Raw genomic sequence first — 25,801 nt, 5'->3', positions numbered from 1 at the left:
GTCCGATGCCCCTGCTCAAGCTCACCGAACAGACCGTCTTCGACCCCGCGGACGGCGCGGGTGTACTGCTCGACGGCGCGGAGGGCGCCTACTACGAGCTGAACCCCGTCGCCACGCTCATGCTGCAGGCCGCCCTCGAGTACGACACCGCCGACGAGGCGGTACGGCACCTCGGCAAGCGCATCGACGCAGGCGAGGACACCCTGCGCGAGGGCCTCGACGCGCTCACCGGCAGCCTCGCCGAGAACCACCTGGCCGAGCCGGCGCCATGAAAGACCCCACCGCCGACTGGGAGTTCCTGCTCTGGGACCCCGGGCACGCGGCTCGACCGCCCGGGCGGGCACGGCTGTTGGCCGCCGCCCGCACGGTCCGCGCCGCACGCCTCCTGCGGCGACGCGGCTGGCCCGAGGCCCGGCAGAGGCTGCGGTCCCTCCGGCCCGCGACCGAAAGCGAGCTGGCCCCGTGCGAGGCGATCGCGCTCGCCCGCCGCGAGGTGCTGCCCTGCCTCACCGCACTCCGCCTCGCCGACCCCGACGCGCTGTGCCTGCCCCGCTCGTACGCCCTCGTCACCTACCTCACCACGCTCGGCCTGCCCGCCGAGGTCGTCGTCGCCCGGCAGCGCTCGTCCATCGGCGGCCGCTTCGCCTTCCACGCCTGGGCCGAGCTGTATGAGGAGGTGCTCGCCGACATCCCCGGGGTCAGGACCGGCTTCACGGTGCTCCAGCGCTTCGGGTCCGCACACGTGGGGCGAGCCGGGTGAGCGAGCGGGACCCGGCGGCCGGCGGCCGACAGCGCACCGCGGCGCAGGAGATCCGCCGGGTCCTGCGCGGCCACGGCCGCAGGATCTGCCTGGCCGCGGCGCTCGCCCTGGCCGGCTCCGCGCTCGCTCTCGCCCAGCCCCTGGTGGTCAAGCGGGTCATCGAGGCGGCGGGTGCGGGCACTGCCGTGGGCGGCGCGGTCGGACTGCTGGTCGCGCTGTTCCTCGCCCAGGCCGCCGTCCAGGCGGTCGCCCGGTACGTGATGGCCCGCACCGGCGAGGGCGTCGTACTGGGCCTGCGCCTCGACCTCATCGCCCACCTCCTACGACTCCCCATGCGCACCTACGACCGCCACCGCACCGGCGACCTGATCTCCCGCACGGCCGCCGACAGCACCGCGCTGCGCCTGCTGGTCTCGGAGGGCTTCACCGACGCGGTCACGGGCAGCATCGGCCTCGTCGGCGTCGTCGTACTCATGCTGTGGCTCGACTGGGTGCTGTTCCTGCTGGTCCTGGCCGTGATCGTGCTCGGCTCGCTGGCGGTGGCGTCGGTGCTCAAGGGCATCGAACGGGCCTCGCTGCACGCTCAGCAGGCCACCGGCGCGATGACCGCCGAACTGGAGCGCGCGCTCGGCGCCATCCGCACGGTGCGCGCCTCCCGCGCGGAGGAGCGCGAGACCCTGCGCATCGGACGGCAGGCCCGCCGCGCCTACGACCAGAGCGTGCGGGTCGGCGCCCTCGACGCGGTGATCGCCCCGGCGGTCACCCTCACCATCAACGGCTCCTTCCTGCTCGTCCTCCTGATCGGCGGCATACGGGTGGCCGGGCACGACGGCTCGGTCGCCGAACTCGCCGCGTTCCTCCTCTACATGCTCTATCTGATGTCCCCGGTCGCCGCCGTCTTCCAGGCACTGAGCACCACCCGCCAGGGCCTGGGCGCACTGCGCCGCATCACGGAGGTCCTGGACCTGCCACCGGAACCGGAGCCGGACCACACGACCCGCGCCCGCCCCCAACTCGCCGCCCCGGTGCTGGAGTTCCAGGACGTCCGGTTCGGCTACGACCCGCACCGCCCCGTCCTCCACGGCGTCTCCTTCAAGATCCCGCCCCACGGCCACATCGCCCTGATCGGCAACTCCGGCGTCGGCAAGTCCACCGTCTTCGCCCTCGCGGAACGCTTCTACGACCCCGACGCGGGCCGCATCCTCTTCGAGGGCCACGACATCCGCACCCTTGACCGGGCCCGCCACCGCGCACGCATCGGCCTGGTGGAGCAACACGCACCCGTCCTGTACGGCACCCTGCGCGAGAACCTCCTCTACGCCGCCCCCGACGCGCTCCCCGCCGAACTGGACCGCGTGATCGCCCTCGCCCAGCTCACCGACCTGGTCGCCCGCTCCCCGCACGGCCTGGACACCCCGGCCGGCGAGCACGGCACCGCCCTCTCCGGCGGCGAACGCCAGCGCATCGCCCTGGCCCGCTCCCTGCTCACCCACCCGACGCTGCTCCTCCTCGACGAGCCGACGGCCCACCTGGACGCGGCCAACGAGGCCGCCCTGCGCCGCTCGATCCGCCGTATCACCACCGAATGCGCCCTCCTGGTCATCGCCCACCGCTACTCGACGATCCGCGCGGCCGACCTGGTCCTGGTCCTGGACGACGGCCGGATCGTCGCCACCGGCACCCACGACGAACTCCGGACCACCAGCGAGCGCTATCGCTGCGTCACGGGCGCATTGCCCCTCGGTCGGTGAACGGACCGGAATCGGTCAAGACCTCTCCAACTCCCCTTGGCCGGGGCGAGGATGCGCATGTTCACTGCGCCGTATGAGACCCATGACCCCCACGAGATCCATGAGATCGCTGATACGTCCGCTGCTGCTGCCCGCGAGGACCGGGGCTCACCCCCGTCCGAGAGCGGAACGGTCGCTCCGGGCGGGGGCCGCCGCCGGAGCCATCGGCCCCGCCGCCCGCAGATGCCGGGCCAGCCTCGCCGGGTCGGCATCCGCGCGGGTCGCCAGCTCGCGGGCCAGGGTCGCGTGGCGGAGTTGGCGGGAGGACGGGGTCTGGGTGGTCAGGACGACGTCGCGGGGGAGTTCGGGGAGGCGGTAGCGGCCGGTGGCCGTCGTGCCGGGGTCCGCGTCCCAGAGGAGGATGCGGGATGTCACGGCCGCGTCGTTGGCATCTGGTCCGCGGAGGCTGCTCATTCGCTGTCGCCCAGCGCGGTCATCGGCGTGATGCGGGTGGCGCGGCGGGCGGGCAGGAGCCCGGCGAGTGCGGTGAGGGCCGCCAAGCCGGCGAATACCAGCAGCAGTTGGGCCGTCGGCAGGCGCAGGGGTGCCGCGGTGACGGCGGTGCGGATGAGGAGCCAGGCGTACGGGATGCCGAGTGCCAGGCCGAGGATGCCGCCGAGGACGCCGTACAGAGCGGCTTCGAGGCTGATGATGCGGCGCAGTGCGTTCCCGCCGAGGCCCAGCGCGCGGAGCAGCCCGAACTCACGGGTGCGTTCGATCGCGGTCAGGCTGGTGGTGGCGGTGACGCCGACGACGGCGACCAGGACGGTCAGGGCGACCAGCCCGAGCGCGGTGATGCCCGTCGTGCGGACCGTGTCCCGGCTGCTGTCCCGGGATTCCGCGAGGACGGTGAGCGTGACGTCGTCGGGGTCGGGGACGTGGGCGCGGATGGTGCTCTCCAGCGCGCGCTGGGCCTTGCCACGGGCGGCGAGGCCGTCCACCGCCGCGTCGGCGAGGATGCCGCTCGCGTTCGCGGTGGCGCCCAGCCGGTCGAGATCGGCGGGAGCGACGAGCACGTCCGCGAGGAGCGGGCCCGGGCCGGGCAGCGTGGCGGCGACGGTCAGCTCGACACGGCCGCCGCGATGGGGGTCCCCCCGCTCGAGCGAAGCCGAGAGTGGGGGAGGGAGCGTGAGGGTGTCGCCCGTGGCCAGGCCCAGTGCGGCGGCCAGGTCGGAGCCGATCACCGCGTGGCCCGGAACCAGATCGGCGAGGGAACCGGTGGCGGTGTCGATGTCCTTGCCGGTGGGCAGGGCGTCCGGGGCCAGGTCGGAGACCTCGAACTCCCGGTCGGCGAGCTTCACTTCGCGGGTTCGGTAGGCCGTGACATGAGTCAACTGCGGGGACGCGGCGAACTGCCGTACAACCGCGGAGTCGAAACCCTTGCCGGTGGCCGCGATCCGGAAGTCGGCGGGGGCGTCGAGCGCGTCGCTGCGTTCCATGTAGCCGGTGAGACAGGCGAGGCAGACCAGGGCGCCGGAGACCAGCGCGGCGCCGAGCGCCACGACGACGGAGACGGCCGCGGCACGGCGCGGGGCGCCGCCGACACCGCTGACGGCCAGCCTGCCGGTGGCGCCGAGTCGGCGCAGCGGCCATCCGGCGACCGTCAGGACGGGGCCGACCAGGAGCGGGCCCAGCGCGATGAGCGCCAGGAAGGCGAGGCCCGCCGAGGCGACGACGACCATCATGCCGAGGTCGCGGTCGTCACCCTTGTTCTGGTTGAGCAGCAGGGCGGCGAGGCCCGCGGCCGCGGCGGCGAGCAGGAGTCCGGTGACGAGCCGGGCGGCCCGGACGCCGCGCTCGCCCGTCACGGTGTCCGCCGTGCGCAGTGCGTGCAGCGGGGACACCCGGGCCGCCGACAGGGCGGGGGCGAGGACCGCCCCGACGGTCACCAGCATGGTTCCCACGACGACCAGCACGCCGTACGTCACGGGGAAGCCCGGCGCGGACAGCTCCTCGGCGGCGCTTGCGGCGACCACGGGGGCGAGGTGCCCGGCGCCCAGCGCGAGCAGCACCCCGAGCGAGCCCGCGACCGTGCCCACCAGGGCGCCCTCGGCGGCGAGCGCGGTCACCAGCCGGCCCTGCGGGGCGCCGACGGCGCGCAGGAGGGCCAACTGCCGTATCCGCTGGGCGAAGACGATCCGGAAGGCCGAGGTGGCGACCAGGGCCGCGGCCCCCACCGCCACGGCCAGGAACACGGAGATCAGCTGGAAGATCTCCTTCAGGTCTCCGCCCACCGCCTCCCGCTCCTCCTGGGCACGCACGGCGCTGCCGGACTCGACCGAGACTCCGGCGGACGTCTTGCCGAGCGCGGTGTGCACCTGCTCGCTCAACTCGCCCTGCGGGACGCCGTCCTTGGCGCGGATGTCGATGTGCTCGTAGCCCGGCAGGTCCGCGAGGGGAGCGATGAGGGCGTCGGTGGTGTAGGCGCCGGACTGCTGCTCGGCGGTCGCGGTGCTCTTCACCACGCCGGTGACGGTGACGGTGACCTTGACGGTCTTGTCCCCGTCGTCCGGGTTCCCGGGGTCGGGGACCCGCAGGGTGGTGCGGGTGCCGGGGGAGAGCGCCAGTTCCTCGGCGGCCCGGCGGTTGACGGCGATCTGGCCGGCGCGGTCGGGGTAGCCGCCCTCGACGAGCCGGACCTGGGACAGCGGGCCGGTGCCGGGGTCGGAGTGCAGCTCCAGCCAGTGTTCGGAGGGGCCGGCGATCGGTGCGCCGGAGTTCACGCGGCCGACGGCCTCGGCGACACCGGGCAGCGCGCGGATCCGCTCGAGTGCGGCACTGCCGATGTTGGAGTCGCCGGCGGTCGCGACCAGGCTCACGGCCTCGGGGGTGCCGCGGAAGCGGTCGAGGGTGGTGTTCGTGGTGATCTGCTGGGCCATGACGGTGGCGAAGACCACGAAGGCGGCCACCAGGACCGACATCCCGGTCGTCACCAACCGGCCGGGCCGGCGCAGGAGTTCGGCGAGCTGGGAACCCAGGACGCCGGCACGCCAGGGGGTGTTCATCGGGCCCTCCCCGCCGGTTGCAGGGCGCGCGTGACATCGCCGCCGTCCGCCCCGTCCACGTCGTCGACGACGCGTCCGTCCGCGAGGACGACCACACGGTCGGCGTACGCGGCGGCCCGCGGGTCGTGCGTCACCATCACCACACTCTGGCCGAGGTCGCGCACGGAGCGGCGCAGCAGGTCGAGGACCTCCGCGCCGGACTGCGAGTCGAGGTTGCCGGTGGGCTCGTCGGCGAAGACCACGACGGGCCGGGCCAGCAGGGCGCGGGCGAGCGCCACGCGCTGCTGCTGGCCGCCGGAGAGTTCGGCGGGCCGGTGGGACAGGCGGTCGCCGATGCCGAGCACACCGACGAGATGGTCGAGCAGGTCCCCGTTCAGGTGGCGGCCGGTCAGGGTGACGGGCAGCACGATGTTCTCCAGGGCCGTCAGCTGGGGCAGCAGGTTGAACGACTGGAAGACGAAGCCGACCTTGTCCCGCCGTACGCGGGTCAGCTCCCGGTCGGACAGCCCGGTCAGCTCCGTGTCTCCCAGGGTTACTTGGCCCGATGTCGCCGAGTCGAGGCCGGCCAGGCAGTGCAGCAGCGTCGACTTGCCCGAGCCCGAGGGGCCCGCGATGGCCGTGAACCGGGCGCGGGCGAAACCGACCGTCACCGAGTCCAGGGCCCTGACCTGCGCCTGCCCCTGCTGGTAGGTCTTGACCAGATCCACGGCGGTGGCGATGTGTTCGGGCATGCGTGCGGGCATGTCTTCGGTCGTGTCCATGAGCTGGATTCCCCTCCGTCCCGGCGCGATCAGGAGGCGATCGGGGGGAACACGAGCGTGACGTTCGCGTCCGAGCAGTGGCTGTTGGCCTCGTCCTCCAGCCGCTGAACCTCGTTCTTCGGGGGCGTGCCCTCCCCCTTCGCCGTCGTCGCCGCCCACCCCTCGTAATTCGAGATGCTGGCGCCGAGGTATCCGTCGTCGAGCTGATACCTGCGCTGCTGTGCGTTCTTCTCCCACTTCTCGATACCGGCCTGGTCGCCGGGCATCTTCTGCGTGGAGTCGACGAGCAGTTGCGCCAGCTTGCAGTCGGTCCTGGACGCCTGGCTCGGCTCGTTCCGCTCGTTCCACCAGTAGCCGCCCGCGACCGCGACGGCCGTGAAAATCAGCAGGGCGACGGTGCCGAAAAGAATTGCCGTGCGGTTCTGCGGGCGTGCGAGAGCAGTCATGGTGACCCCCGGGGAATTCCGTCCGACGCTTTTCGTCGTTCGGTACGGGTAAATTCTCGGAGGCGGGGCGTCGCGGCACATCGGTTCGGAAACCGATCTCCGGGCCGCCGCCCTCTAACCGGAGTTGGAGGGCGGGACTACGACCGTGGTCTGACGAGCCCGGAGTCGTAGGCGAAGATGACGGCCTGGACGCGGTCGCGCAGGTCCAGCTTGGTGAGGATCTTGCCGAAGTGGGTCTTCACGGTCCCCTCCGCGATGAACAGACGGGCGGCGATCTCGCTGTTGGACAGCCCCTCGGCCACCTGCTCGAGCACCTCCCGTTCGCGCAGGGTCAGCAGGTCCAGCCGCTCGTCGTGCTGGGCCGAGGGCGTGAGCTTCCCCGCGAAACGGTCCAGGAGGCGGCGGGTGACGCGCGGGGCGACGACGGACTCGCCGCCCGCCACCACGCGGATCGCCGTCACGACCTCCTCGGGTGGGGTGTTCTTCAGCAGGAAGCCGCTCGCCCCGGCCTGCAGGGCGGCGAAGGCGTCCTCGTCGGTGTCGAAGGTGGTGAGCACCAACACCCGTGGCCCGTCCGGCAGTCGACTCAGGCGCCCAGTCGCCTCGACACCGTCCATGACCGGCATACGGATGTCCATGATGACGACGTCGGCCTCGGTGCGGGCCAGCAGCCTCAGTGCGTCCGCGCCGTTCTCGGCCTCGCCCACGACCTCGATGTCGCCCTGCGCGGCCAGCACCATCGCGAACCCCGCCCGGATCAGCGGCTGGTCGTCGACCACCACGACACGTATGGGGCTGTTCGTCTCCGTCATGCCACTGTCCTCACCGGAAGTTCCGCATCGACCTGCCATCCCGCGCCAAGGCGCGGCCCGGCGGTGAACTTGCCGCCGGACACCTCCACACGCTCGCGCATGCCCACGAGCCCGTTCCCACCGCTGCCCCGGTCCGCCGCCGCCCGAGCGCCGGCCAACTTCCCTGCACCGTCGTCGAGTACGCGAATCACCACGACGTCCCCGTCGAACCGCAGCGTGATCGCGACCTGCGCGCCGGGACCGGCATGCCGCAGCACATTGGTCAGGCTCTCCTGGACGACCCGCAGCACGGTCAGTTCGTCCGCTGTGGACAGCCCGACGCGGTCACCCTCCACGTCCAGCTTCACGTCCAGCCCGGCGGCACGTGCCCGCTCGGCCACCGTCTCGAGGTCGTCCAGCGACACTCGCCTGCGGTCGACCTCCGGCGCCTCCTCCTGCCCGGAGCCCCGTCCGGTGCGCAGCACCCGCACGATCCGGTGCATGTCCTCCAGCGCGTCCCGCCCGGTGTCGCCGATCGCCTTCAGCGCCGAACCCGCCTTGTCCGGATCCGACTTGAGGACGTACCCGGCGCCGTCCGCCTGCAGAATCATCACCGCCAGGCTGTGCGCCACCACGTCGTGCAACTCCCGCGCGATCTCCGCGCGTTCCTCGGCGGCCGCGATCTGCACCAGGTGCTCCCGCTCCCGTTCGGCCGTCGCGGCCCGCTCCTCCAGGCTCGCCACGTACAGCCGCCGGGTCCGCAGCACCATGGCGGTGAGCCACAGGGCCGCGCCGAGACCGCTGTAGGAGACCAGGGTGACGAGGTCCACCTCCACGGAACCCCGCGAACCGGGCAGGCCGAGCCCGGACTCCACCGCGATGCCCGCCAGGACGACCGCGCCCGCCGCGTGGCTGTGCCACATCGGCCGGGCATGGGTGACCACCGAGACCATCGCGATGAGGAGCGCCACGTCGTACGCGGCCGGGTCCGTCGTCAGGCTGAAGGTCGGGTACTCCGACAGCACGTACTGGACCAGCGCGAGCCCCGAGACCACCGCCATCACCGTCAGCGGCCGACGCCGGCGGAAGAGCAGCGCCAGGGCCATGCCCCAGCCGACGATCCAGTCGTACTCCTCGACGTAGCGCGTGGTGATGACGACCACCAGCATCGCGAGCGCGATGTCGTACGCCGTATGTATCCACGGCAAAGCCTGTATGCGGCGCAACATGGCGAACAGGCTACGACATCACCCCGCAAAACCATTCCTGAAAGGCAGTCAATTGCCGACAACAGACCGACAATTCCCGAGCAACAACCCGCGGTTACCTTCGGGATTCCGTGATCAAGAACCTGAAGGACCCATGCGAAAACTGAAGACCGTCGCCGTCGGTGCAGTGCTGGCATTCGCCGGAATTGCGGGTACGGCGAGTGCTCCCGCCCAGGCGTCCACCCAGGCGGAATACGTGGCTCTGGGAGATTCGTACGCTTCCGGGGTCGGCGCGGGTACGTACGACTCCGCCGGCGGCGACTGCAAGCGCAGCCCGCTGAACTACCCGCACCAGTGGGCGGCCGCCAACCCCGAGTACTCGCTGAAGGACGTCACCTGTAGCGGCGCGACCATCGCGGACATACGCAACAACCAGCTGTCCGCGCTGAGTTCCACGACCAACTTCGTCACCATCACGGTCGGCGGCAACGACGCCCAGTTCTCCTCCGTCGTCCAGGCGTGCCTCACCCAGAGCGACAGCTACTGCAAGACGGCCACGGACTGGATGTCGTACTACGCCAGGAACCAGCTGGTGGACGAGCTCGCCGGCCTCTACAAGGACATCAAGGCCCGCTCGCCGAAGGCCCTGATCCTCGTCCTCGGCTACCCGCAGACGCTCTCCTCGACCGGGACCTGCCCCGTCATCGACCTCGACGCCACCAAGCGCACCGCCATGAACGGCCTCGCGGACGCACTGGCCGAGGGCACCAGGGCCGCGGCGACCAAGGCGTCGGTCTACTTCCTCGACATGCGCTCCACGTTCAAGGACCACGGGGCCTGCGGCTCCGACCCGTGGATCAACGACCTGACCAACGCCTCCGCGGTCTTCCACCCCAACGCGGCGGGCTACACGAAGGGTTACGCCGCCAAGCTCGAGGCGACCTGGGGCTGATACGACGGCCGCCCGGGACGGAGGCGATCCGTCCCGGGCGGTTCCATTCGTGGTGTGTGATCCGTCACGGCCCCAAGTGCCGGTTTTCAGACCGCGGTTATCGATTTCCAGACGCAGTCAGTTGCCAGCCTTTACAGATGTAGTCAGCACTGATCAAGAATGATCGGAAGCGGGGGGTCCGATTCATTGCTTGGTTTCACTGCTCGGTGCGGCTGAGCACACCGCTCACGTTCAGCACCTCGTGACAACCCTGCGCCCGGCGGCCGGTGGCCGGAGTGCCCGGCTTCGCACAGGTCACTTCGATGGTCACGGTGTCGTTCGCGGGGATCTTGATGGGGGTGACCCAGTGGTAGTCCTGGTTGCGGAAGGTCTCCAGGGCGATCGTGGTGATCTTGCGGTCTCCGAAGGTGATCGTGATCACTCCTTCGTCGCCCTGGAAGTTGGCGACGACGATGTCCGTCACCCCGAAGATGCTCTTCTCCGGAACCTTGTAGGTGCCGGTCCTGGTCTCGCCGCCGGACGTCTTCAGGTCGATGGTCGCCGAGCTCTGCTGCCCGTTGAGCGTCGCGCCGTCGCCGCTCGAGCCGCCGTCGCCGCCCGCCCCGGAGCCCTGGCCCTTGCCCGACCCCTGGGCGCCGGGCGAGGCGCTCGCGCCACCGCCGGAACCGTTGCCGGGTGTCTGCCCGCCGCCTTGTTCGCCCGCGGGTGTGGGGCGCGGCTGGACCGCCTGCTTGGCCGCCTCCTTCGCGGCGCTGCGCACCGCAGGGCGGACCAGCGCGAACCAGGCCAGCAGCAGGGCGAGCAGCGCCGCGAGCAGGGCGAGCAGCCACTTCGGGAAGATGGGGATCTGGACGAACTCCGCGTCCAGCGGCGGCCGGTGGACGCTCTCGTCCGGCTGTGCCTCGTCCCGGTCACCGGTCTCGGCGGTGTGCACGGTGAACGGCCACACCACCGGGTTGCCGAACCACACGGGCTTGCCCGTACGGACCCGCAGCCCGACCTCGGTCGACTCGCCGGGCTCCAGCTTCGGCTCGGCCGGGTTGAACGCGAACGCCAGCTCCTCGCCCGCCTGGCCGGGGGTGAAGCCCACCTGCACCGGGGTGTTGCCCTCGTTGCGCACCGCGAGCCGGTAGCGGCCGCGCAGCCAGCCACGCCGCCGGCGCGGCTGCAGCTCGGTGCGCAGCTCGTGGAACTCCTCGATGTGCACGGTGGTTTCGGGCACCCGCACCGCGTCGGGGTGCTCGGTCGGCAGGATCCGCACCGCGAGGGGCAGCTCGCCCGCCCGGATCTCCGGGGAGCGCGGCGGCTCCAGCCGGATCGTCACCGTCTCGGAGGTGCCCGGGTAGAGGGAGACCCGCGCGGGCTCCACGGTGGTCCAGGCGGCGCAGTCCCCGACGACCTCCAGGCTGTAGGCCTCGACGATGTCGCTGTCGTTGCGGACGGTCAGACTGGTCGTGGCGGTGCCGCCCGGGGCCACCGTCACGACCGGGATGTCGAGTCCGGGCGCACCGGGACCGGAAGAGGCTGCAGAAGGCGTCACGCCTCCACGCTAGAAACGCCCGCCGGTGCGTGCCGAGGAGCGCGAGGGCAACATTCGGGCAGCCGTGGTGCCCGCGTAGTCACTGTCAACTCGCCCGTAACGGTGGGTCGTTAATGTCACCCGGCCGTTCCCGCGCGCCGCCTTCGGGCATTCGCGCGCCACAGCGATCCTCCCCCACGAACTCACGAACAGGTAACCCCCCATGTACTGCGCAGAGGAGAACACCCCTGCCATGTCCGCCTCCATGTCACATGTGTCCGCCGCCGTCGGCTCCGGGCTCCGGGCCTCGCGTCCGAGCCGGCCGGAGCGGGTGACCGTGGCCGTCTACGCCGCCGATCCGATCCTGCGCGTCGGCGTCGTCCAGCAACTCCGCCAGCGCCCCGAGGTCGACCTCTTCGCCGACGCCGACGCCGACGCCGACGGGGCGCAGGTGTCGCTGGTGGTCGTGGACAACGTCGACGACGACGTGGCCGCCCTGCTGCACCGGCTGCGGCTCAACTCCGCCACCCGCGTGGGCCTCGTGGTCGGCACCCTCGGCTCCGGCGCGCTGCAGCGCGTCATCGAGTGCGGCGTCCCGGCGGTGCTGCGCCGCGCCGAGGCCGACCAGGACCGGCTCGTCCACCTGGTCCTCGCGACGGCCAACGGCGAAGGGGTGCTCCCCGGCGACCTGCTGGGCAAGCTGCTCTCCCACGTCGGCAGCCTGCAGCGCTCGGCGCTCGATCCGCACGGCCTGTCCCTGTCCACGCTGACCACCCGGGAGGCGGACATGCTGCGCCTGGTGTCGGAGGGCCTGGACACCGCGGAGATAGCCCGCAAGACCGCGTACTCCGAACGGACCGTCAAGAACGTCCTGCACGAGATCATCACCCGCCTCCAACTCCGCAACCGGGCCCATGCAGTGGGCTACGCGTTGCGCAACGGGCTCATCTGACAAGGGAGTTCGGGAACGTTCCGATGCGACGGCGGCCAAGGGTGTCCGCCGGGAACGCTGATGGTGCCCGAACGCACACCCCACGTTTCCCCCGGGTACGGCCCCGCCGCCCTGCCGTCCCGCGCGCGCCCGGCGCAGGGTGGCAGGGGCACATCCACGTGCCGCACCAGACCATGAGGGGGACCTCAAATTGGCAACCGCTGGCCCCGGCGGGCGGTACCGCCCGGGGAGACTCGGCATGTCGTTGCTGCTGCTGATCCCGCTGCTCGGGGTGACCGCGGCCTCCGGGCAGGGCAGCGCCGAGTCCGCGCCGCGGGCCGCGGCGGCCGCCGGCACCGCGGACACCCGGATCGCCTACGCCGGTACCCGGCACCGCAGCCTCGGCCAGGTCGCCACCACGACCTCCAGCACCCCGCTGTTCGGTGCGGGCCCGGCCCACCACGACGTCCAGCCGGCCGCCCTCGGCGACCAGATGGTCTTCGCGAGCCTGCGCGACGAGAAGACGCCGCAGATCTATCTGCGCTCCGCCGACGGTTCCGTACGGCGTCTGACCAGCGGCATGGACGCGGCACACCCCCGGCTGACCCCGGACGGCAACTCCGTCGTGTTCGACGCGGCCGAGTCCGGCGCCCTGGGCGGCGGCACACAGCGCGACCTGTGGCTGGTGCACACCGACGGCACCGGTCTGACGCGGCTGACCGACACCGCCGCGAACGAGGAGTGCCCGACGGTCTCCCCCGACGGGCAGCGCATCGCGTACTCCAGCGACAGCAACCCGCTGGTCGGAGAGCAGATCTACGTACGGGACCTGAACGGCGGCACCGCCACCCGGGTCACCGACGCCGCGAACGGCACGGCCAGTGAACCGGTGTGGAACCCGGTGAACGACGACGCGAACCGGAACTGGATCGCGTACACCGCCACGACCACCGAGAACGGGCAGAGCGTGCCCCGGCTGCGGGTGACGAGCGCGGACGGGACCGGCGACGAACCGCTCCTCGGGGGCAACCAGGCACAGTGGCGTGCCCACGGGGCAGCATGGCTGCCCGACGGGGACGGTGTGGTGTTCCTGAGCCCGGAGATCACGTGTCAGTGCGAGGGCGACTGGGACCACGTGTTCCGGACGACCGCCCACTCCGACCAGGTCCCCTCCCTCGTACTGAACGAGGACCGCGAGGTCTCCTCGGTCACCTGGCTCGGCACGGTCGACGGCGGCGGCGCGATCGTCGAGCGCACCACGGCGGCCGGCCCGCACGTGGTGACGCTGCAGGACGCCCGGGCGGACGGCTCCGACCCGCGCGACCTGGGGCTGACGATCCTCAAGGAGGACCCGGCGGCCGACACCAACACCGATGCCGCCAAGGACCCGCTGTTCCAGCCCGCGGCGGGCTACGACCCGTGGACCGAGCGGCAGAACTACACGCCCGACGGCCGCCGGATCGTGCTGACCCGCTTCGAGGACGGTGCCCAGGGCCGGATCGAGCGGATCTGGATCGCGGACGCCGACGGATCGAACGCGCAGCCCATGCCGCTCGCGGGACGCGGCGCGACGGACTGGGACACCGACCCGACCTTCTCCCCGGACGGCAAATACCTTGCCTTCACCCGGACTTCGCCCGGCGGCGTCGGCGGTCCGAGCCGCATCCTCGTCGCGGACGCGGCCACCGGGGCGATCACCGGGCAGATCACCCCGCCGGCCGGTCAGCAGACGGGCGGTGACGCCCAGCCCACCTGGTCCTCCGACGGCAGGACCCTGGCCTTCACCCGCAACGAGGTCATCAACGACAACGGCGGCAACAAGCACATCTGGACCGTGCCCGTCGACCACCTGGACCAGCAGAAGGATCTGAGCGCCACGATCTGCCCGGGCGACTGCGAGGTCATCGACGACAGCCCGGCCTTCTCGCCGGACGGCACCTCCATCGCCTTCAACCGCAAGAGCGGCGGCGGCCAGGTCGACGAGCGCGACGGCATCCTTCTCACGTCCCTCACGGGCGACGACTGCCAGGTGCTGACGCCCGCCTCGGCCCGCGACCTGCCCGGCGCCTGCGGCCGGCAGCTGCCGGACACCTCGGCGACCGGCCCGTTCCAGCCGCGCGACGCCGCGTGGACGGCCGACGGCAAGGGCCTGGTGATCAGCTCGCGTGCCGCCGTGGCCGTCAACAGCCCTGAGAAACTCAGCCTGTTGGACGTCGACTCCGGCGACCTCACCCCGCTCACCAGCACGCTCCCGGGCCGCCAGAAGGAGCCGAGCGTCCAGCAGTCCGTGAACCTCGCGGTCAACGCGCCCGGCACCACGCCCGAGGTCACGGTCGGCAAGACCACCACGGTCAAGGTCGGCCTGGTGAACAACGGGCCCGCAGCCTCCCCCGGCACCACCCTGACCATCGCCCCGCCGACCGGCGTGCAGGTCACCAAGGTCACCTGGCCCGGGGGGACTTGTGACGCCGCCTCCCTCCAGTGCGACGTCGGCGTCGTACAGCCCGGCACCACCGTCACCGTGAGCGTCACCCTCACCGGCCTCACCGCGGGCGACCAGCCCGTCGACTGGTCGGTCACCGGCACGGTCATCGACCCGGAGCCCAGCGACAACGCCGGCCGGACCGTCGTCCCGGTGCGCGAGGCGACTCCCCCGACGACACCGACCCCGCCCCCGACCGTGCCCTCCGAGCCGCCCGCGCCCGACGCCGGACCCGGCGTGAAGGTCACCGCCCAGCCCAACCCGGGCTACGTGGGCGGACGCGTCGTGGTCACGTACACGGTCCGCAACGGCCGCAACGCACTCGCGACCGGTCTGCGGCTGCACATCGGCCTGCCCAAGAGCATCCCCAACAACGGGACGCCGGAGGGCTGCGACAGGTCCTGGGTGTGCGCGCTGCCGGACCTGAAGCCGCGCGCGAGCACCGTCGTCCGCGTCGTCCTCAGCCCGAACAAGGCGCTGACCGCCCAGGTCACCGGCGTGCTGACCACCACCGGTACGGACGCCGACAAGAAGGACAACACCGCCGAGCAGCGGCTGCGCATCCTCCAGCCGCGCATCGTCGCGGTGCCGAACATCGGCAAGCCCGGCTTCGTCACCTCGGTGCGCGGCAAGGACTTCCCGCCGGGAGTGCCGGTGCGGTTCACCTGGAAGCCGGGGATCACCGCGGCGGCGGCGCCGACCGTCCCCGGCCCCGACGGCAAGTTCATCGGCCAGCTGCTCATCCTCGCCAAGGACCAGACCGGGCCGCGCATCATCACCGCCAAGGGCCGCGGCTTCTCGCCGGTGACGACCGACTTCCTGGTGGTCAACGGCAGCATCCAGCCGCCCGACGAGGTGACCCGCCGGTGATCCACGAGGTCGACGAGGGACTGCGGCGCCTGCTCGGCGGGTCCGGCCTGGAGGCGTCGGGCGTCGAGGTCGTCTTCGACGCCCCCACCCGCGACTGGGCGGCGCGCCGCAGCGCCCCCACCGTCTGCGTCTTCCTCTACGACATCCGGGAGGACGCCACCCGGCGCGGCAGCGGCGCCGGGGAGGTCTACGACGAGGACGGCCATCTGGTGGCGCGGCGCACCCCGCCGCGCTGGTTCGAGCTGACGTACCTGGTCACGGCGTGGGCGAGCCGCCCGCAGGACGAACACCGCCTGCTCTCCCAGGTGCTCGCGACCCTGGTGTCCACCGAGACCCTGCCCGCCCGCCTGCTCACCGGCACCCTCGCCGACCTCGGCCTGACGGTGGCCCTGGACGCCGGCGGGGTCGGGCTCGACGCGCCGGCCGCCTCCGACGTGTGGTCGGCGCTCGGCGGCGAGCTCAAGGCCTCCCTCCAGGTCCGGGTACGGGCACCGCTCGCCGGGGCGGCCAAGGAGACCGCACCGCCGGTCACCGAAGGCCTCGTCGTGCGCTCGGCCAGCCGCACCGAGGGCGAGGAGGCGACACCGGGCCGCCGCCTGCGCTACACGGAGACGACCGACCCGGGCCCGGACGGCGGCTTCGCCGGCCCGCGCGAACGGGGCTCCGCCCCCGCCCGTCGCCGCCGCCGAGGGGACCGCCAGCCGTGACGCACACCGCCGAGCCCGTCGTCATCGCCGATCCCGTATCGACCGACGCAGAACACCTGTGGGCGCGGCTCCAGTTGGTCGAGGAGCGGGTACGGCACGCCGTGGCCGTCCGTCGCGCCGCCGACCCCGATCCCGACGATCCGTACCGCGGCCAGTACCTCACCCCGGACGCCGTAGCCCGCATCCTGGACGAGCCGGGTGGCCTCGGCGTACCCGCGCACGAGCCGTGGCCGCCGCCCGCCGGTTCCGTCCTCGACGGGCTCGCCCGGCGGTTCGGGCTGTCCCCGCTGGACCTGGACCTGCTCCTGGTCGCGCTGGCACCCGACCTCGACGCACGGTTCGAGCGGCTCTACGGCTACCTCAACGACGACCTGACCCGCCGTCGCCCCACGGTCGGGCTCGCCCTGGAACTGTGCGGGCTCGCCGGGGCGGCGTCCGGCCGGTTCCGGCTCGCCCCCGGAGCGCCGCTGATCGCGGGCGGTCTGGTGGAGGTCACCGAGCCCGAACGGCCGCCACTGTCACGGGTGTTGGCGGTTCCGGACCGGGTCGCCGGGCATCTGCTGGGCAGCGATCGCCCCGACGCCCGGCTGGCCGGGGTGCTCGGCGAGGCCCGCGAGGACCCGACCGCCGAGACGGCGGAGGTCCAGCGGACGGCGGCCGCGGCCGGCACCGGCGCAGGCCTCGTTCATCTGCGCAGTCGGGGCGGCGACGCGGCGGGGCTGGCCGTCGCCGCCCTGCGCGCGGCCGGGCTGCGCCCGCTCGTCCTGGACGCCGTGGCACTCGCCCGGCGCCCTGCCGACGTACCGGAACTCGCCCGGATCGCCGCCCTCGAAGCCCGTCTCACCGGCGCCGGAGTCGTCCTCGGCCCGCTCGAGTCGCTCCCCGGCGAACCCGCCGAACGGGCCCGCACGCTCGGGGCGTTGTGCGCGGCGCTGCGGGGCATCCCGCTGCTCACGCACGGCACCGTCGGCTGGGCCCCGGAGTGGGCGGCCGACACCCCCGTCGCCCTGACCGTGCCGGCGCCCTCGCCCGAACGGCAGGCGGCACGCTGGCGGTACGCCCTCGAACGGTCCGCCGGTGCCGTGGCCGGCGACCTTGCGACCGGCGACGTGGAGGCGCTCGCCGACGCGGTCGCCGCGCACCGGCTGGACTCCGGGCAGTTGCGTCGCGCCGCCGATGTCGCGGTGCGGACAGCTGCCCTCGCGGGCCGGCCCGTCCGCCCCGACGATCTGCGCACCGCCGTACGCGCCCAGAACGGCGCCGGGCTCGACCGGCTCGCCCGCCGGGTGGAGCCGGGCGTCGGCTGGGACGACCTGGTGCTGCCGCCCGCCACCCACCGGCGGCTGCGCGAACTCGCGCTGCGCGCACGCCACCGCGAGCAGGTGCTCGGGCAGTGGGGGATGCGGCCCGGCGGCGGCCGGGGACGCGGCGTGATCGCGCTGTTCGCCGGGGAGTCGGGCACCGGCAAGACCATGTCCGCCGAGGTCGTCGCCGCGGACCTGGGCATGGACCTGTATGTGGTGGACCTGTCCACAGTTGTGGACAAGTACATCGGGGAGACCGAGAAGAACCTGGAACGGATCTTCACCGAGGCCTCCGCGGTCAATGCCGTGCTCCTCTTCGACGAGGCCGACGCGATCTTCGGCAAGCGCTCGGAGGTGAAGGACGCGCACGACCGGCACGCCAACATCGAGTCGGCGTACCTGCTGCAGCGTATGGAGTCCTTCGACGGGATCGCGGTGCTGACCACCAACCTGCGGGCCAACCTCGACGAGGCGTTCACCCGACGCCTCGACGTGGTCGCCGACTTCCCGGTGCCCGACTCCGGCCATCGCCTCGCCCTGTGGGACCGCTGCCTCGGCGACCGGCTGCCCCGCGCCGCCGACCTCGACCTCGCCTTCTGCGCCGACCGCTTCGAACTCGCCGGCGGCTCCATCCGCGCCTGCGCGGTCACCGCGGCCTACCTCGCGGCGGAGTCCGGCACCCCGCTCACCATGCGGCAACTGGTGACGGCGGTCGCCCAGGAGTACCGCAAGCTCGGACGGCTGGTCCTGGAGAGCGAGTTCGGGCCGTATCTGGCGGCGGCCACGGAGGCCTGAGAACCGCGCGGGCGGCCTCAGTTCCTCGGAGCCGTGTTCTGCTGGTTGATCTCGGAGGCGAAGGACTGCTGCGTGCCCTCCGCCCCGTAGAGCGCGAAGTAGCCGAGGGACTTTCCCTCGCTCAGGGCGTTGGCGCTGTCCGCGGCCGTCTCGTACGTCAGCGAGTCGTCCCCGTCGCGCATGATCACCGCCGCGAAGTGGTTCTGCCAGCGGCCTCCCTCGACATCCCGCAGATTCACATAGTGGTTCTCGCCGACCGTGGGGTTGGCCCGCGGGTGCGCGAGGCCGTTCGCAGGCGTGCCGATCAGCCTTTCGGCGGCGGCCTGGCAGTCATTGGGCAGTGTGATCAGCAGAGCCGTCAGAACCTGCTCCGGTTCGCGGGTGGCGTCGCGGTCGATGGCGAGCTGGGTGAGGCACTCCGCCGCTCTCTGCGGGAAGTTCGACTCGGACCTGGGGTTCAACGGGACGTGATCGGCCGCCCATTGCGCGCCCATCTCACTGTTGGAGAGGCTGAGCAACTTCTGGTGCAGCGCGTCGATCTCTTGGGTGGCCTTCCTGCCCGTCGCCATGCGGAGGGCCGTGGCGAGGAGCTCTCCGTGCTCGGCCGGCAGTGCGCTCAGACTCTCCTTGTACGCCGCGAGTTTGTCGTCCCGTGTTTGCGCGCTGTCGCCGAGGACGGGCTCGTGGCGCTGGTCGGCCCCCGGCCAGTCGGCCGCCTCGCGGGAGGAGAGGACGGGGAGCACCCGGTGCAGCACACGGCCGCTGATCATTACCTGCTCGCCTCGTTCGAGGCGGACGCGTATCCGCCTCTGCCCGGCCAGTTCCCGGTTGGCGCGGTCGATCAACTCGGCGTCGGCGTACGCCTCCTGCCGACCCGCCACCGCGATCAGCCCGTTGTCCGAGATCCGGTCGACCGTGACGTCGCTCGCCTCGGTGATGTCCGCGCCGTCGGCTCCCTGGGCCGTGGGGGTGCGATAGCGCTGGACGGGGACGGCGCACGCGTCCTCGGTGACGGGGCGCACCGAGCGCTGCACCGCGTCCGGACCGCCTGTGTGCCGTGCTCCGTCGTGCCCGTCGGTGGCGTGGTCCATGGGCGCCGGCCCGGACATCATCTTGCGCGCGTTGGCCTCGGCGGCTCGCTCGAAGCGGTCGCCCGGATCCGACACCGCGAACCCGTGGTCGGTGGAGGTGCCCGGCACCGGCCCCCGGCGCTGCTGCACGACATGCGTGAGCTCGTGGGCCAGGGTGTGCCGGTCGCCGCCGCCCGGGCCGATGACGACATGGCTGCCGGAGGTGTACGCGCGGGCGCCGATGGCGCGGGCCGAGCGGGCGGCCGCCGCGCCGGTGTGCAGTCGTACGTCGGAGAAGTCGGTCTGGAAGCGGGCCTCCATGTCCTGGCGGACCGGTGCCGCAAGGGGCTTGCCCGCCGAGCGCAGGACCTGGTGCACTCCCGGATCGGGCTGCTCGACGGCAGGTGCCGTACGGGCGCGGCGGGCGATCATGGCCGTCACCGCGGCGTTGCCCGCGCCGCGCTGGGCCGCCCGGAGGGCGTCGGCGGTGAGCGGCGGCGGTACGGCGGGGCCGGCGGAGGCCTCCCGGCGGGCGGCGGCCGGGCCGCGCGCGGCCTGCCGGGCCTCGGTCTGCTCGGTGTGCGCCCCGGACTTCCGCAATTCACTGCCTCCTGTTCGGCGCACCCCTGCTGCGGCCCCCAGTGGACCGCCCGGGCGAGCGGGGCGTCCAGGTCTTCATGGGCACAACGGGGGCAAGTCCGGGTGACGGCCGGACCGTTGGCGCATGCAGGTACAGGCAGTGATCTTGCCCTTGGCCCGGTCCCCGCGTCCCTGTCGTCCCCGCGCGGCCCCGCGCAGACTCGGCCTGGACACAGGAACGACCCGTAGGACGCGAAGGAGCGAGCATGCCGACGTACCTCACCCCGGGCGTGTACGTGGAGGAGGTGCAGTCCGGTGCCCGACCGATCGAAGGGGTCGGCACCGCCGTCGCCGCGTTCGTCGGGTTCGCCGAGAACGGCCCGTTCCACACGCCGACGCTGGTCACCAGCTGGGACCAGTACACCCAGACCTTCGGCGGCTTCACCGAGGGCGCCTACCTGCCGCTCTCGGTCTACGGCTACTTCGCCAACGGCGGCGGCGCCGCGTACATCGTGCGCATCGGCGGCCAGGCCGAGGACGCCTCCGCCCCCTCGGTGAACGGCGGCCGGCGCGCGAACAAGGCCGCGGAGCCGGTGCAGCTCGGCGGCTTCCTCGTCGCCGCCAAGCCGGGCGTCAGCGGGGTGTCGGTCGAGGTCGCCGACGCGGACGGCGAGAACCCGCCGGAGGACCGCTTCAAGGTCCTGGTCCGCCAGGGCGACCAGGTCGCGGAGACGTACGAGGCCTCCACCCGCAAGAACGTCAAGGGCTACCTGGTCAACCAGGCCCGCGCCTCCAAGCTGATCCAGGTCACCGAGCAGCAGGGCGCCGCCCAGAGCAGGCCCGCCGCCGGGACCCTGGCCGTGCCCGACGCCCCGGCCGCGCCCGCCGCGAACGGCTCCGGCGCGGTCGCCCGCCTCGACGCGGCGGAGTACGTCGGCGACGCCGGCGCCCGCACCGGCTTCGGCGGCCTGGAGACCATCGACGAGATCACCATGGTCGCGGTGCCGGACCTGATGAGCGCCTACCAGCGCGGCGACATCGACGCCGAGGGCGTGCGCACCGTGCAGCTCGCCGTGATCTCGCACTGCGAGCAGATGGGCGACCGCGTCGCCGTCCTGGACACCCCGCCCGGGCTCAACGCCCAGCAGGTGCGCACCTGGCGCAACGACGAGGCGGGCTACGACTCCCGCTACGCCACCCTCTACTACCCCTGGGTGCGCGTCTTCGACCCGGCCTCCGGACGCAACACCACCGTCCCGCCGAGCGGCCACATCGCCGGCGTGTGGGCGCGCAGCGACGCCGAGCGCGGTGTGCACAAGGCGCCCGCCAACGAGGTCATCCGCGGCGCGGTGGACCTCGAACTCCGGCTCAGCAAGGGCGAGCAGGACCTGCTCAACCCGATCGGCGTGAACTGCGTACGGGCCTTCCCCGGCCGCGGCATCCGCATCTGGGGCGCCCGCACCCTCTCCTCCGACCCGGCCTGGCGCTACCTGAACGTGCGCCGCCTCTTCAACTACCTCGAGGAGTCCATCCTGCTGGGCACCCAGTGGGTGGTCTTCGAGCCGAACGACGACCGGCTGTGGTCCAGCATCCGGCGCAACGTCACCGCGTTCCTCACCGAGGAATGGCGCCGGGGCGCGCTGTTCGGCCGTACGGCCGAGGAGGCGTTCTACGTGAAGTGCGACCGCGACAACAACCCGCCGGAGTCCATCGACCAGGGCCGCGTCATCTGCGAGATCGGCGTCTCGCCGGTCAAGCCCGCCGAGTTCGTGGTGTTCCGGCTGGCCCAGTTCTCCGACAGCACCAGCCTCGTCGACGAGTGACCCCGGGTCCGCAGAAGAACGGAGCCGTGGAAAAGCGGCTCCGCAAGGAAAGGTGACAGACAGTCATGGCAACGGGCGATGCTCTTTCCACCCACGTCTTCGGCGTGCAGCTCGGCGGCTACCTGGTCGAGTCGATCCAGGAGATCAGCGGACTGACCGTCGAGGAGGAGGTCGTCGAGGTACGCCAGGTCAGCGCGGAGGGCAAGCAGATCATCCGCAAGCAGCCGGGCGCCCGGCAGGCCGGCGAGATCACGATCACCCGGGGACTCGACCAGAGCAGCGAGTTCACCAGCTGGATCAAGGAGACCCTCAACAACGGCGCCGTGAACTCCGCGCGGCAGAACCTCACCATCGAGATCAAGGACACCGAGGGCAACACGGTCCGCCGTATCCAGCTGATGCAGGGCTGGGCCTCCAAGTGGGAGGGCCCCTCCCTGAAGGCGGGCGAGTCGGCCGCGGCCACCGAGTCCGTGACCATCGTGTTCGAGGAGATCATCGTCGAATGAGGCGCCGTACGGTCACGGCGGGCAACCTGGAGGAGATCCTCCAGGTCACGGCGCCCGCCACGGCGCCGGAGCAGGCGGCGGCACCCCCCGCACCCGCCGCTCCGGCGCCGCCCCGGGAGGACCACGGGCTGCGCACCGAGTTCGAGTTCGAGCTGCCGCGCGGCTACGTGGACGAGGCGGGCACGGTGCACCGGCACGGCGCGATGCGCCTGGCCACCGCCCGTGACGAACTGCGCCCGCAGATCGACCTCAGGGTCAAGGAGAACCCGGCGTACCTGAGCGTGGTGCTGCTGAGCCAGGTGATCACCCGGATCGGCACCGTCACCGATGTGCACGCCGGGGTCGTGGAGCGGATGTACGCCACCGACGTCGCCTTCCTCCAGGACTTCTACCGCCGCGTCAACAGCGAGGGCCACACCCGCGCCGCGGTGACCTGCCCGCACTGCGAGGGCGGCTTCGAGGTCGACCTCTCGGGTGGGCGCCTGGGGGAATCGTGACGTACGCCCTTCCCCGGCTCCGGGAGGAGATCGCGTACATCGCCTACCACTTCCACTGGCAGCGCGAGGAGATCCTCGACCTGACCCACGACGAACGCCGGCAGTGGGTGGCCGAGATCGCTCGTATCAACACCCGCGTGAACGAAGGCGGTTGAGCACATGGCATGGCGGGACAGGCTGCGCCGCCGGGCCGCGGCGCCGGCTGCCGCGGACCCGGACCGTGGGGCGCCCGGCACTCCGGGTCCCTCCCTGCCCGACGCTCAGGGTCCCTCCGTGCCCGGCGACTGGGACGGGGGCTGGCGCCGCACCGCCGTGCCGGAACTCACCGTGTCCCGCGCCCCGCTGGGCGTCAGCGACGGCCTCGCCTTCCGGGCGGGGCTGGCCGCCTGGCAGAACCCGTCGTTCGACAGCGGCCTCGGGCACGCGCTGCTGCCCACCGCCCCGACCGGTCTGGTGGGTGGGGTCACCCGCCCCGCCGCCCCGCAGCCCACCCACACCGCCGGGGGACCGCTGCTGCTGAGGGCGTTGCGGCCGGAGGGGGCGGAGCCGGGGGAGCAGAATTCGGGCTCGGCGGTGTCGGGTTCGGGCGCCTCCGGTTCGGGCTCGTCCGCCGTGCGGTCTTCCCGTGGCAGTTCCGGCGGCAACAGCGCTGCGGGGGCGGGCCGTTCGGGTGAGGATGCTCCTCGGTCCCGTGGCCTCACGTCCACGGATTCCCCCGCCGTCCTCTCCTCGTCGTCCGACGCTGTCCAACGGGCCGTCGAGCCGGGCACGGGTCCCGTCGTGGCCCCTGCCGACGCCGGCGGCCGACGGGCCGTTCCCACGACTCCGCTCGTACGACGTGTGGCGGTGGTCCCGCCCACGGTCACCGAGGGTGCCGCGAACCGGCCCGCCTCCGCGCCGAACACCGGGCGCGCGTCGGGGATTTCGTCCGGTTCTGCGGGTCGTACGTCCGCGGGCCCGACCGTCCAGCGTGCCGCGAAGGAGACGACGTCCCGTGCTTCCGGGGCCGACGGGTCCCAACCCGCCGTCCGGATCAGCCCGTTGAGGCCCCGCCTGACCGTCGCCCGGCGCCCGGCCGGACCCGTGCGCCGGGTCGCCGCCGTGCGGCCCGCCATCACTCCGGAACCCGGCCCCACCTCCACCACAACAGCACCGGCCAGTGCGAGCCCGGGCTCCACCGCCCCCGTACAGCGCGCCGCGACGCCCTCCCGAAGCCGCGCTCCCCTCGGCGCCCCGCTGACCGAACTGCCGTCCACAGCAACCCCGTTGGCGCAGGACGCCCCCGCGCCCGGCGCCGGACCCGCGTCCGCCCCGACGCTGCCCGTCGTCCAGCGCCAGGCCGACACCCCGGCGCCGTACGACAGCGGTTCGAGTGGTCCGAAGGAAACGGCACCCGGCGCCGAGGCCGACGCCCCGCGCCGGACCCCCGCCCCCGGCAGCTCCGGCGCACGCGCACGCGGCGGCCTCGGCGCACCGCTGCCCGCGATGCCCCCGAGCGCCGAGTTGCCCGGCTCCACCGCGTCCCGTGCTTCTCGTACGGCGCCCGGGCCGGACGTCCAGCGCGCTCCGGCACGGCAGGACCAGGGCACCGCAACCGCTCCGGTGCCGCCCGCCGAGCCCTCGCCTTCCGCGCCGGTGGCGGACGCCCCGCTGCTGGGGACGGTCGACGTCCAGCGCAGCCTCGCGGACAACTCCACCACCGGGGACGCCACCAAGGCCGCACCGGCGGCCCACACGAACGGACCCGCCACGCCGCTGGTCACGCCGCCCGCGGCCGCCGTGGCCGACCGCCCCGCACCCGCAGGCGCCGTAGCCGCAGAAGGCGTACCAGGAAACGCGCGACGCCCCGGCACGGCGTCCGGCGGACCGGGCGCCGACGGATCGCGCACCGGCGGGCCGGGCTCGGGCGGATCGCGCGCTGATGGCTCGACCTCCGGCGGATCCCACCCGCACACCTCGGGTTCCGGCAGGAAAGGTCCCCAACCCCCGGCCGCCCCGGCCCCGTTGGTCGTAGCCAGAGCCGTGGCCCCAGGCACCGGAGGCACCGCAGGCCGCGCAGGCACCCAGCCCTCCGGCTCGGCAGGCGCGCGCCCTCTCACCGTGACCAGCCCCGCAGCCCACTCCGCCACGGCCGCACCTCGCACCCTCTCGCTCCTTGCCGCCCGCCCGCTCACCCTGAGCACCCGGACCCCGGAAGGCGCGCCGCCGCCCGCCGCCGCCCGCACCGGCAGCCGTCCCGTGGTGGCGGCCCGCTGGCCCGGCACCCCGGCTGCCGCACAGGGCGGCCCCGCACCGGCCAACGGGACCTCCGCGCAGACCACCGCACCGACCGCCGGGGCTCCCGCCCACCCGGCACCTCGCGCGTCCGCCCCCGCCACGGCGACCCCGCACGTCCAGCGGGCCGCGACCGCGCACCCCGGACCGCAGGGCACGCAGGGCACGCACGCCAAGAACACCGGCGTCCCGACCACCGCCTCCCCGGCCCCGGTTCAGCGCGTCCCGGTGGTCCGTCCCGCCCCGCCCCGCCCGGTGACCGCCGGCGCCACCGCCGCCGTACCGGCGAGACCCCTGCCCGTGACCGCCCCGCAGGCACCCCCGCTCGCGGACCGCCCGTCGGCCGCCGCCCCGGCACCGGTGGGGCCCGTCCCCGTGGTCCGGCCGCGGACCGTCCCGCCGACGGGGTCGGCCACCCCCGTTCAGCGCGACGTCACCGACTCGGCCGGTACCGATCTGCTCAAGGGCGTACAGGTCAAGGAGGTTCCGGCGCGCGGCCGTTCGCAGTCGTCCTCCGCGGCATCGGGATCGTCCGCGTCCACCGCCTCCGCTTCGGGCAAGACGGCGACCCGCCGCCCCGAGACCGCCCAGGACGACCCCGGCCTGGACCTCGACGAACTGGCGCGCCGCCTGCTCGATCCCGTGTCGCGTCTGCTGCGCACCGAACTCCGCCGCGGTCGCGAACGCACCGGCCGCCCCTACGACGGACGCCGCTGAGGCACCCCATGAAC

General features: G+C 73.1%; 21 protein-coding genes. 13 read left to right on the top strand and 8 right to left on the bottom strand.

What is annotated here, in order from left to right; genetic code table 11:
• Positions 1-5: 5 nt before the first annotated feature.
• Genes ACFY1L_RS41500 through ACFY1L_RS41490 form a run of 3 tightly spaced genes read left to right on the top strand, consistent with a single transcriptional unit; the run spans position 6 to position 2,511 of the window.
• Positions 6-272 carry a PqqD family peptide modification chaperone gene (locus ACFY1L_RS41500; protein ID WP_388836928.1) on the top strand — a complete coding sequence of 89 codons (267 nt, stop codon included), beginning with the start codon at positions 6-8 and terminating at the stop codon, positions 270-272.
• A complete protein-coding gene (locus tag ACFY1L_RS41495; protein ID WP_388836925.1) occupies positions 269-760 on the top strand; it encodes a lasso peptide biosynthesis B2 protein in 492 nt (163 codons plus the stop codon). Before ACFY1L_RS41500 ends, ACFY1L_RS41495 begins: the two co-directional genes overlap by 4 nt.
• Positions 757-2,511, top strand: coding sequence for an ABC transporter ATP-binding protein (locus ACFY1L_RS41490; RefSeq protein ID WP_388836922.1), 1,755 nt, complete (start codon positions 757-759; stop codon positions 2,509-2,511). Before ACFY1L_RS41495 ends, ACFY1L_RS41490 begins: the two co-directional genes overlap by 4 nt.
• 147 nt (positions 2,512-2,658) lie before the next feature.
• Here ACFY1L_RS41490 and ACFY1L_RS41485 read toward each other — a convergent pair whose 3' ends face one another.
• The 6 genes from ACFY1L_RS41485 to ACFY1L_RS41460 all read right to left on the bottom strand — a co-directional run bounded on the left by ACFY1L_RS41485 (position 2,659) and on the right by ACFY1L_RS41460 (position 8,782).
• Entirely contained in the window at positions 2,659-2,925 is a 267-nt protein-coding gene (locus ACFY1L_RS41485) for a hypothetical protein (protein WP_388836920.1), read from the bottom strand.
• Positions 2,926-2,960: 35 nt separating this feature from the next.
• A complete protein-coding gene (locus tag ACFY1L_RS41480) occupies positions 2,961-5,555 on the bottom strand; it encodes an FtsX-like permease family protein (protein WP_388836917.1) in 2,595 nt (864 codons plus the stop codon).
• Positions 5,552-6,298 carry an ABC transporter ATP-binding protein gene (locus ACFY1L_RS41475; protein ID WP_388837053.1) on the bottom strand — a complete coding sequence of 249 codons (747 nt, stop codon included), beginning with the start codon at positions 6,296-6,298 and terminating at the stop codon, positions 5,552-5,554. The genes ACFY1L_RS41480 and ACFY1L_RS41475 overlap by 4 nt, the downstream gene beginning before the upstream one ends.
• 47 nt (positions 6,299-6,345) lie before the next feature.
• Positions 6,346-6,762, bottom strand: a complete 417-nt coding sequence (locus tag ACFY1L_RS41470) for a hypothetical protein (RefSeq protein ID WP_388836914.1) — start codon at positions 6,760-6,762, stop codon at positions 6,346-6,348.
• Between the two features lie 137 nt (positions 6,763-6,899).
• Entirely contained in the window at positions 6,900-7,574 is a 675-nt protein-coding gene (locus tag ACFY1L_RS41465) for a response regulator (protein ID WP_388836911.1), read from the bottom strand.
• The gene (locus ACFY1L_RS41460; RefSeq protein ID WP_388836908.1) at positions 7,571-8,782 is read right to left on the bottom strand and encodes a sensor histidine kinase; all 1,212 of its coding nucleotides are present in this window, start codon (positions 8,780-8,782) and stop codon (positions 7,571-7,573) included. The genes ACFY1L_RS41465 and ACFY1L_RS41460 overlap by 4 nt, the downstream gene beginning before the upstream one ends.
• Positions 8,783-8,915: 133 nt before the next feature.
• Between ACFY1L_RS41460 and ACFY1L_RS41455 the strand changes: the two genes are divergently transcribed.
• A complete protein-coding gene (locus ACFY1L_RS41455) occupies positions 8,916-9,713 on the top strand; it encodes an SGNH/GDSL hydrolase family protein (protein WP_388836905.1) in 798 nt (265 codons plus the stop codon).
• 196 nt (positions 9,714-9,909) lie between these two features.
• Here ACFY1L_RS41455 and ACFY1L_RS41450 read toward each other — a convergent pair whose 3' ends face one another.
• Complete coding sequence (locus tag ACFY1L_RS41450; RefSeq protein WP_388836902.1) at positions 9,910-11,253, bottom strand: hydrolytic protein; 1,344 nt, start codon at positions 11,251-11,253, stop codon at positions 9,910-9,912.
• Positions 11,254-11,485: 232 nt separating this feature from the next.
• Here ACFY1L_RS41450 and ACFY1L_RS41445 point away from each other — a divergent pair, with 232 nt between their 5' ends.
• The 4 genes from ACFY1L_RS41445 to ACFY1L_RS41430 all read left to right on the top strand — a co-directional run bounded on the left by ACFY1L_RS41445 (position 11,486) and on the right by ACFY1L_RS41430 (position 18,321).
• A complete protein-coding gene (locus ACFY1L_RS41445) occupies positions 11,486-12,184 on the top strand; it encodes a LuxR C-terminal-related transcriptional regulator (RefSeq protein ID WP_388836899.1) in 699 nt (232 codons plus the stop codon).
• A 238-nt stretch (positions 12,185-12,422) separates the two neighbouring features.
• The gene (locus ACFY1L_RS41440) at positions 12,423-15,515 is read left to right on the top strand and encodes a hypothetical protein (protein ID WP_388836896.1); all 3,093 of its coding nucleotides are present in this window, start codon (positions 12,423-12,425) and stop codon (positions 15,513-15,515) included.
• Positions 15,512-16,222, top strand: a complete 711-nt coding sequence (locus ACFY1L_RS41435; protein ID WP_388836893.1) for a DUF4255 domain-containing protein — start codon at positions 15,512-15,514, stop codon at positions 16,220-16,222. Before ACFY1L_RS41440 ends, ACFY1L_RS41435 begins: the two co-directional genes overlap by 4 nt.
• Positions 16,219-18,321, top strand: a complete 2,103-nt coding sequence (locus ACFY1L_RS41430; RefSeq protein WP_388836890.1) for an ATP-binding protein — start codon at positions 16,219-16,221, stop codon at positions 18,319-18,321. The genes ACFY1L_RS41435 and ACFY1L_RS41430 overlap by 4 nt, the downstream gene beginning before the upstream one ends.
• A gap of 17 nt (positions 18,322-18,338) precedes the next feature.
• Here the strand turns inward: ACFY1L_RS41430 and ACFY1L_RS41425 are convergent, their stop codons facing one another.
• On the bottom strand, positions 18,339-19,991 hold the full coding sequence (locus ACFY1L_RS41425) for a DUF4157 domain-containing protein (protein WP_388836887.1): 1,653 nt from the start codon (positions 19,989-19,991) through the stop codon (positions 18,339-18,341).
• 245 nt (positions 19,992-20,236) lie between these two features.
• Here ACFY1L_RS41425 and ACFY1L_RS41420 point away from each other — a divergent pair, with 245 nt between their 5' ends.
• The 5 genes from ACFY1L_RS41420 to ACFY1L_RS41400 all read left to right on the top strand — a co-directional run bounded on the left by ACFY1L_RS41420 (position 20,237) and on the right by ACFY1L_RS41400 (position 25,787).
• The gene (locus ACFY1L_RS41420) at positions 20,237-21,793 is read left to right on the top strand and encodes a phage tail sheath family protein (protein WP_388836884.1); all 1,557 of its coding nucleotides are present in this window, start codon (positions 20,237-20,239) and stop codon (positions 21,791-21,793) included.
• Between the two features lie 65 nt (positions 21,794-21,858).
• Positions 21,859-22,299, top strand: coding sequence for a phage tail protein (locus ACFY1L_RS41415; RefSeq protein ID WP_010353296.1), 441 nt, complete (start codon positions 21,859-21,861; stop codon positions 22,297-22,299).
• Entirely contained in the window at positions 22,296-22,796 is a 501-nt protein-coding gene (locus tag ACFY1L_RS41410; RefSeq protein WP_388836881.1) for a hypothetical protein, read from the top strand. Before ACFY1L_RS41415 ends, ACFY1L_RS41410 begins: the two co-directional genes overlap by 4 nt.
• Positions 22,793-22,951, top strand: a complete 159-nt coding sequence (locus ACFY1L_RS41405; RefSeq protein WP_020938517.1) for a DUF6760 family protein — start codon at positions 22,793-22,795, stop codon at positions 22,949-22,951. Before ACFY1L_RS41410 ends, ACFY1L_RS41405 begins: the two co-directional genes overlap by 4 nt.
• A 4-nt stretch (positions 22,952-22,955) precedes the next feature.
• Positions 22,956-25,787 carry a hypothetical protein gene (locus tag ACFY1L_RS41400; RefSeq protein ID WP_388836877.1) on the top strand — a complete coding sequence of 944 codons (2,832 nt, stop codon included), beginning with the start codon at positions 22,956-22,958 and terminating at the stop codon, positions 25,785-25,787.
• Positions 25,788-25,801: the final 14 nt, after the last annotated feature.

Source organism: Streptomyces sp. NPDC001663 (assembly GCF_042893105.1).
In the GTDB taxonomy this organism is placed as follows: Bacteria; Actinomycetota; Actinomycetes; order Streptomycetales; family Streptomycetaceae; genus Streptomyces.
This window is presented reverse-complemented; position numbering and strand designations above follow the sequence as displayed.

Coding starts and splice junctions, on each gene's coding strand:
- ACFY1L_RS41420 (WP_388836884.1), top strand. CDS start 20,237: ATGCCGACGTACCTCACCCCGGGCGTGTACGTGGAGGAGGTGCAGTCC.
- ACFY1L_RS41465 (WP_388836911.1), bottom strand. CDS start 7,574: ATGACGGAGACGAACAGCCCCATACGTGTCGTGGTGGTCGACGACCAG.
- ACFY1L_RS41455 (WP_388836905.1), top strand. CDS start 8,916: ATGCGAAAACTGAAGACCGTCGCCGTCGGTGCAGTGCTGGCATTCGCC.
- ACFY1L_RS41470 (WP_388836914.1), bottom strand. CDS start 6,762: ATGACTGCTCTCGCACGCCCGCAGAACCGCACGGCAATTCTTTTCGGC.
- ACFY1L_RS41480 (WP_388836917.1), bottom strand. CDS start 5,555: ATGAACACCCCCTGGCGTGCCGGCGTCCTGGGTTCCCAGCTCGCCGAA.
- ACFY1L_RS41500 (WP_388836928.1), top strand. CDS start 6: ATGCCCCTGCTCAAGCTCACCGAACAGACCGTCTTCGACCCCGCGGAC.
- ACFY1L_RS41415 (WP_010353296.1), top strand. CDS start 21,859: ATGGCAACGGGCGATGCTCTTTCCACCCACGTCTTCGGCGTGCAGCTC.
- ACFY1L_RS41440 (WP_388836896.1), top strand. CDS start 12,423: ATGTCGTTGCTGCTGCTGATCCCGCTGCTCGGGGTGACCGCGGCCTCC.
- ACFY1L_RS41410 (WP_388836881.1), top strand. CDS start 22,296: ATGAGGCGCCGTACGGTCACGGCGGGCAACCTGGAGGAGATCCTCCAG.
- ACFY1L_RS41495 (WP_388836925.1), top strand. CDS start 269: ATGAAAGACCCCACCGCCGACTGGGAGTTCCTGCTCTGGGACCCCGGG.
- ACFY1L_RS41400 (WP_388836877.1), top strand. CDS start 22,956: ATGGCATGGCGGGACAGGCTGCGCCGCCGGGCCGCGGCGCCGGCTGCC.
- ACFY1L_RS41475 (WP_388837053.1), bottom strand. CDS start 6,298: ATGCCCGCACGCATGCCCGAACACATCGCCACCGCCGTGGATCTGGTC.
- ACFY1L_RS41460 (WP_388836908.1), bottom strand. CDS start 8,782: ATGTTGCGCCGCATACAGGCTTTGCCGTGGATACATACGGCGTACGAC.
- ACFY1L_RS41445 (WP_388836899.1), top strand. CDS start 11,486: ATGTCCGCCTCCATGTCACATGTGTCCGCCGCCGTCGGCTCCGGGCTC.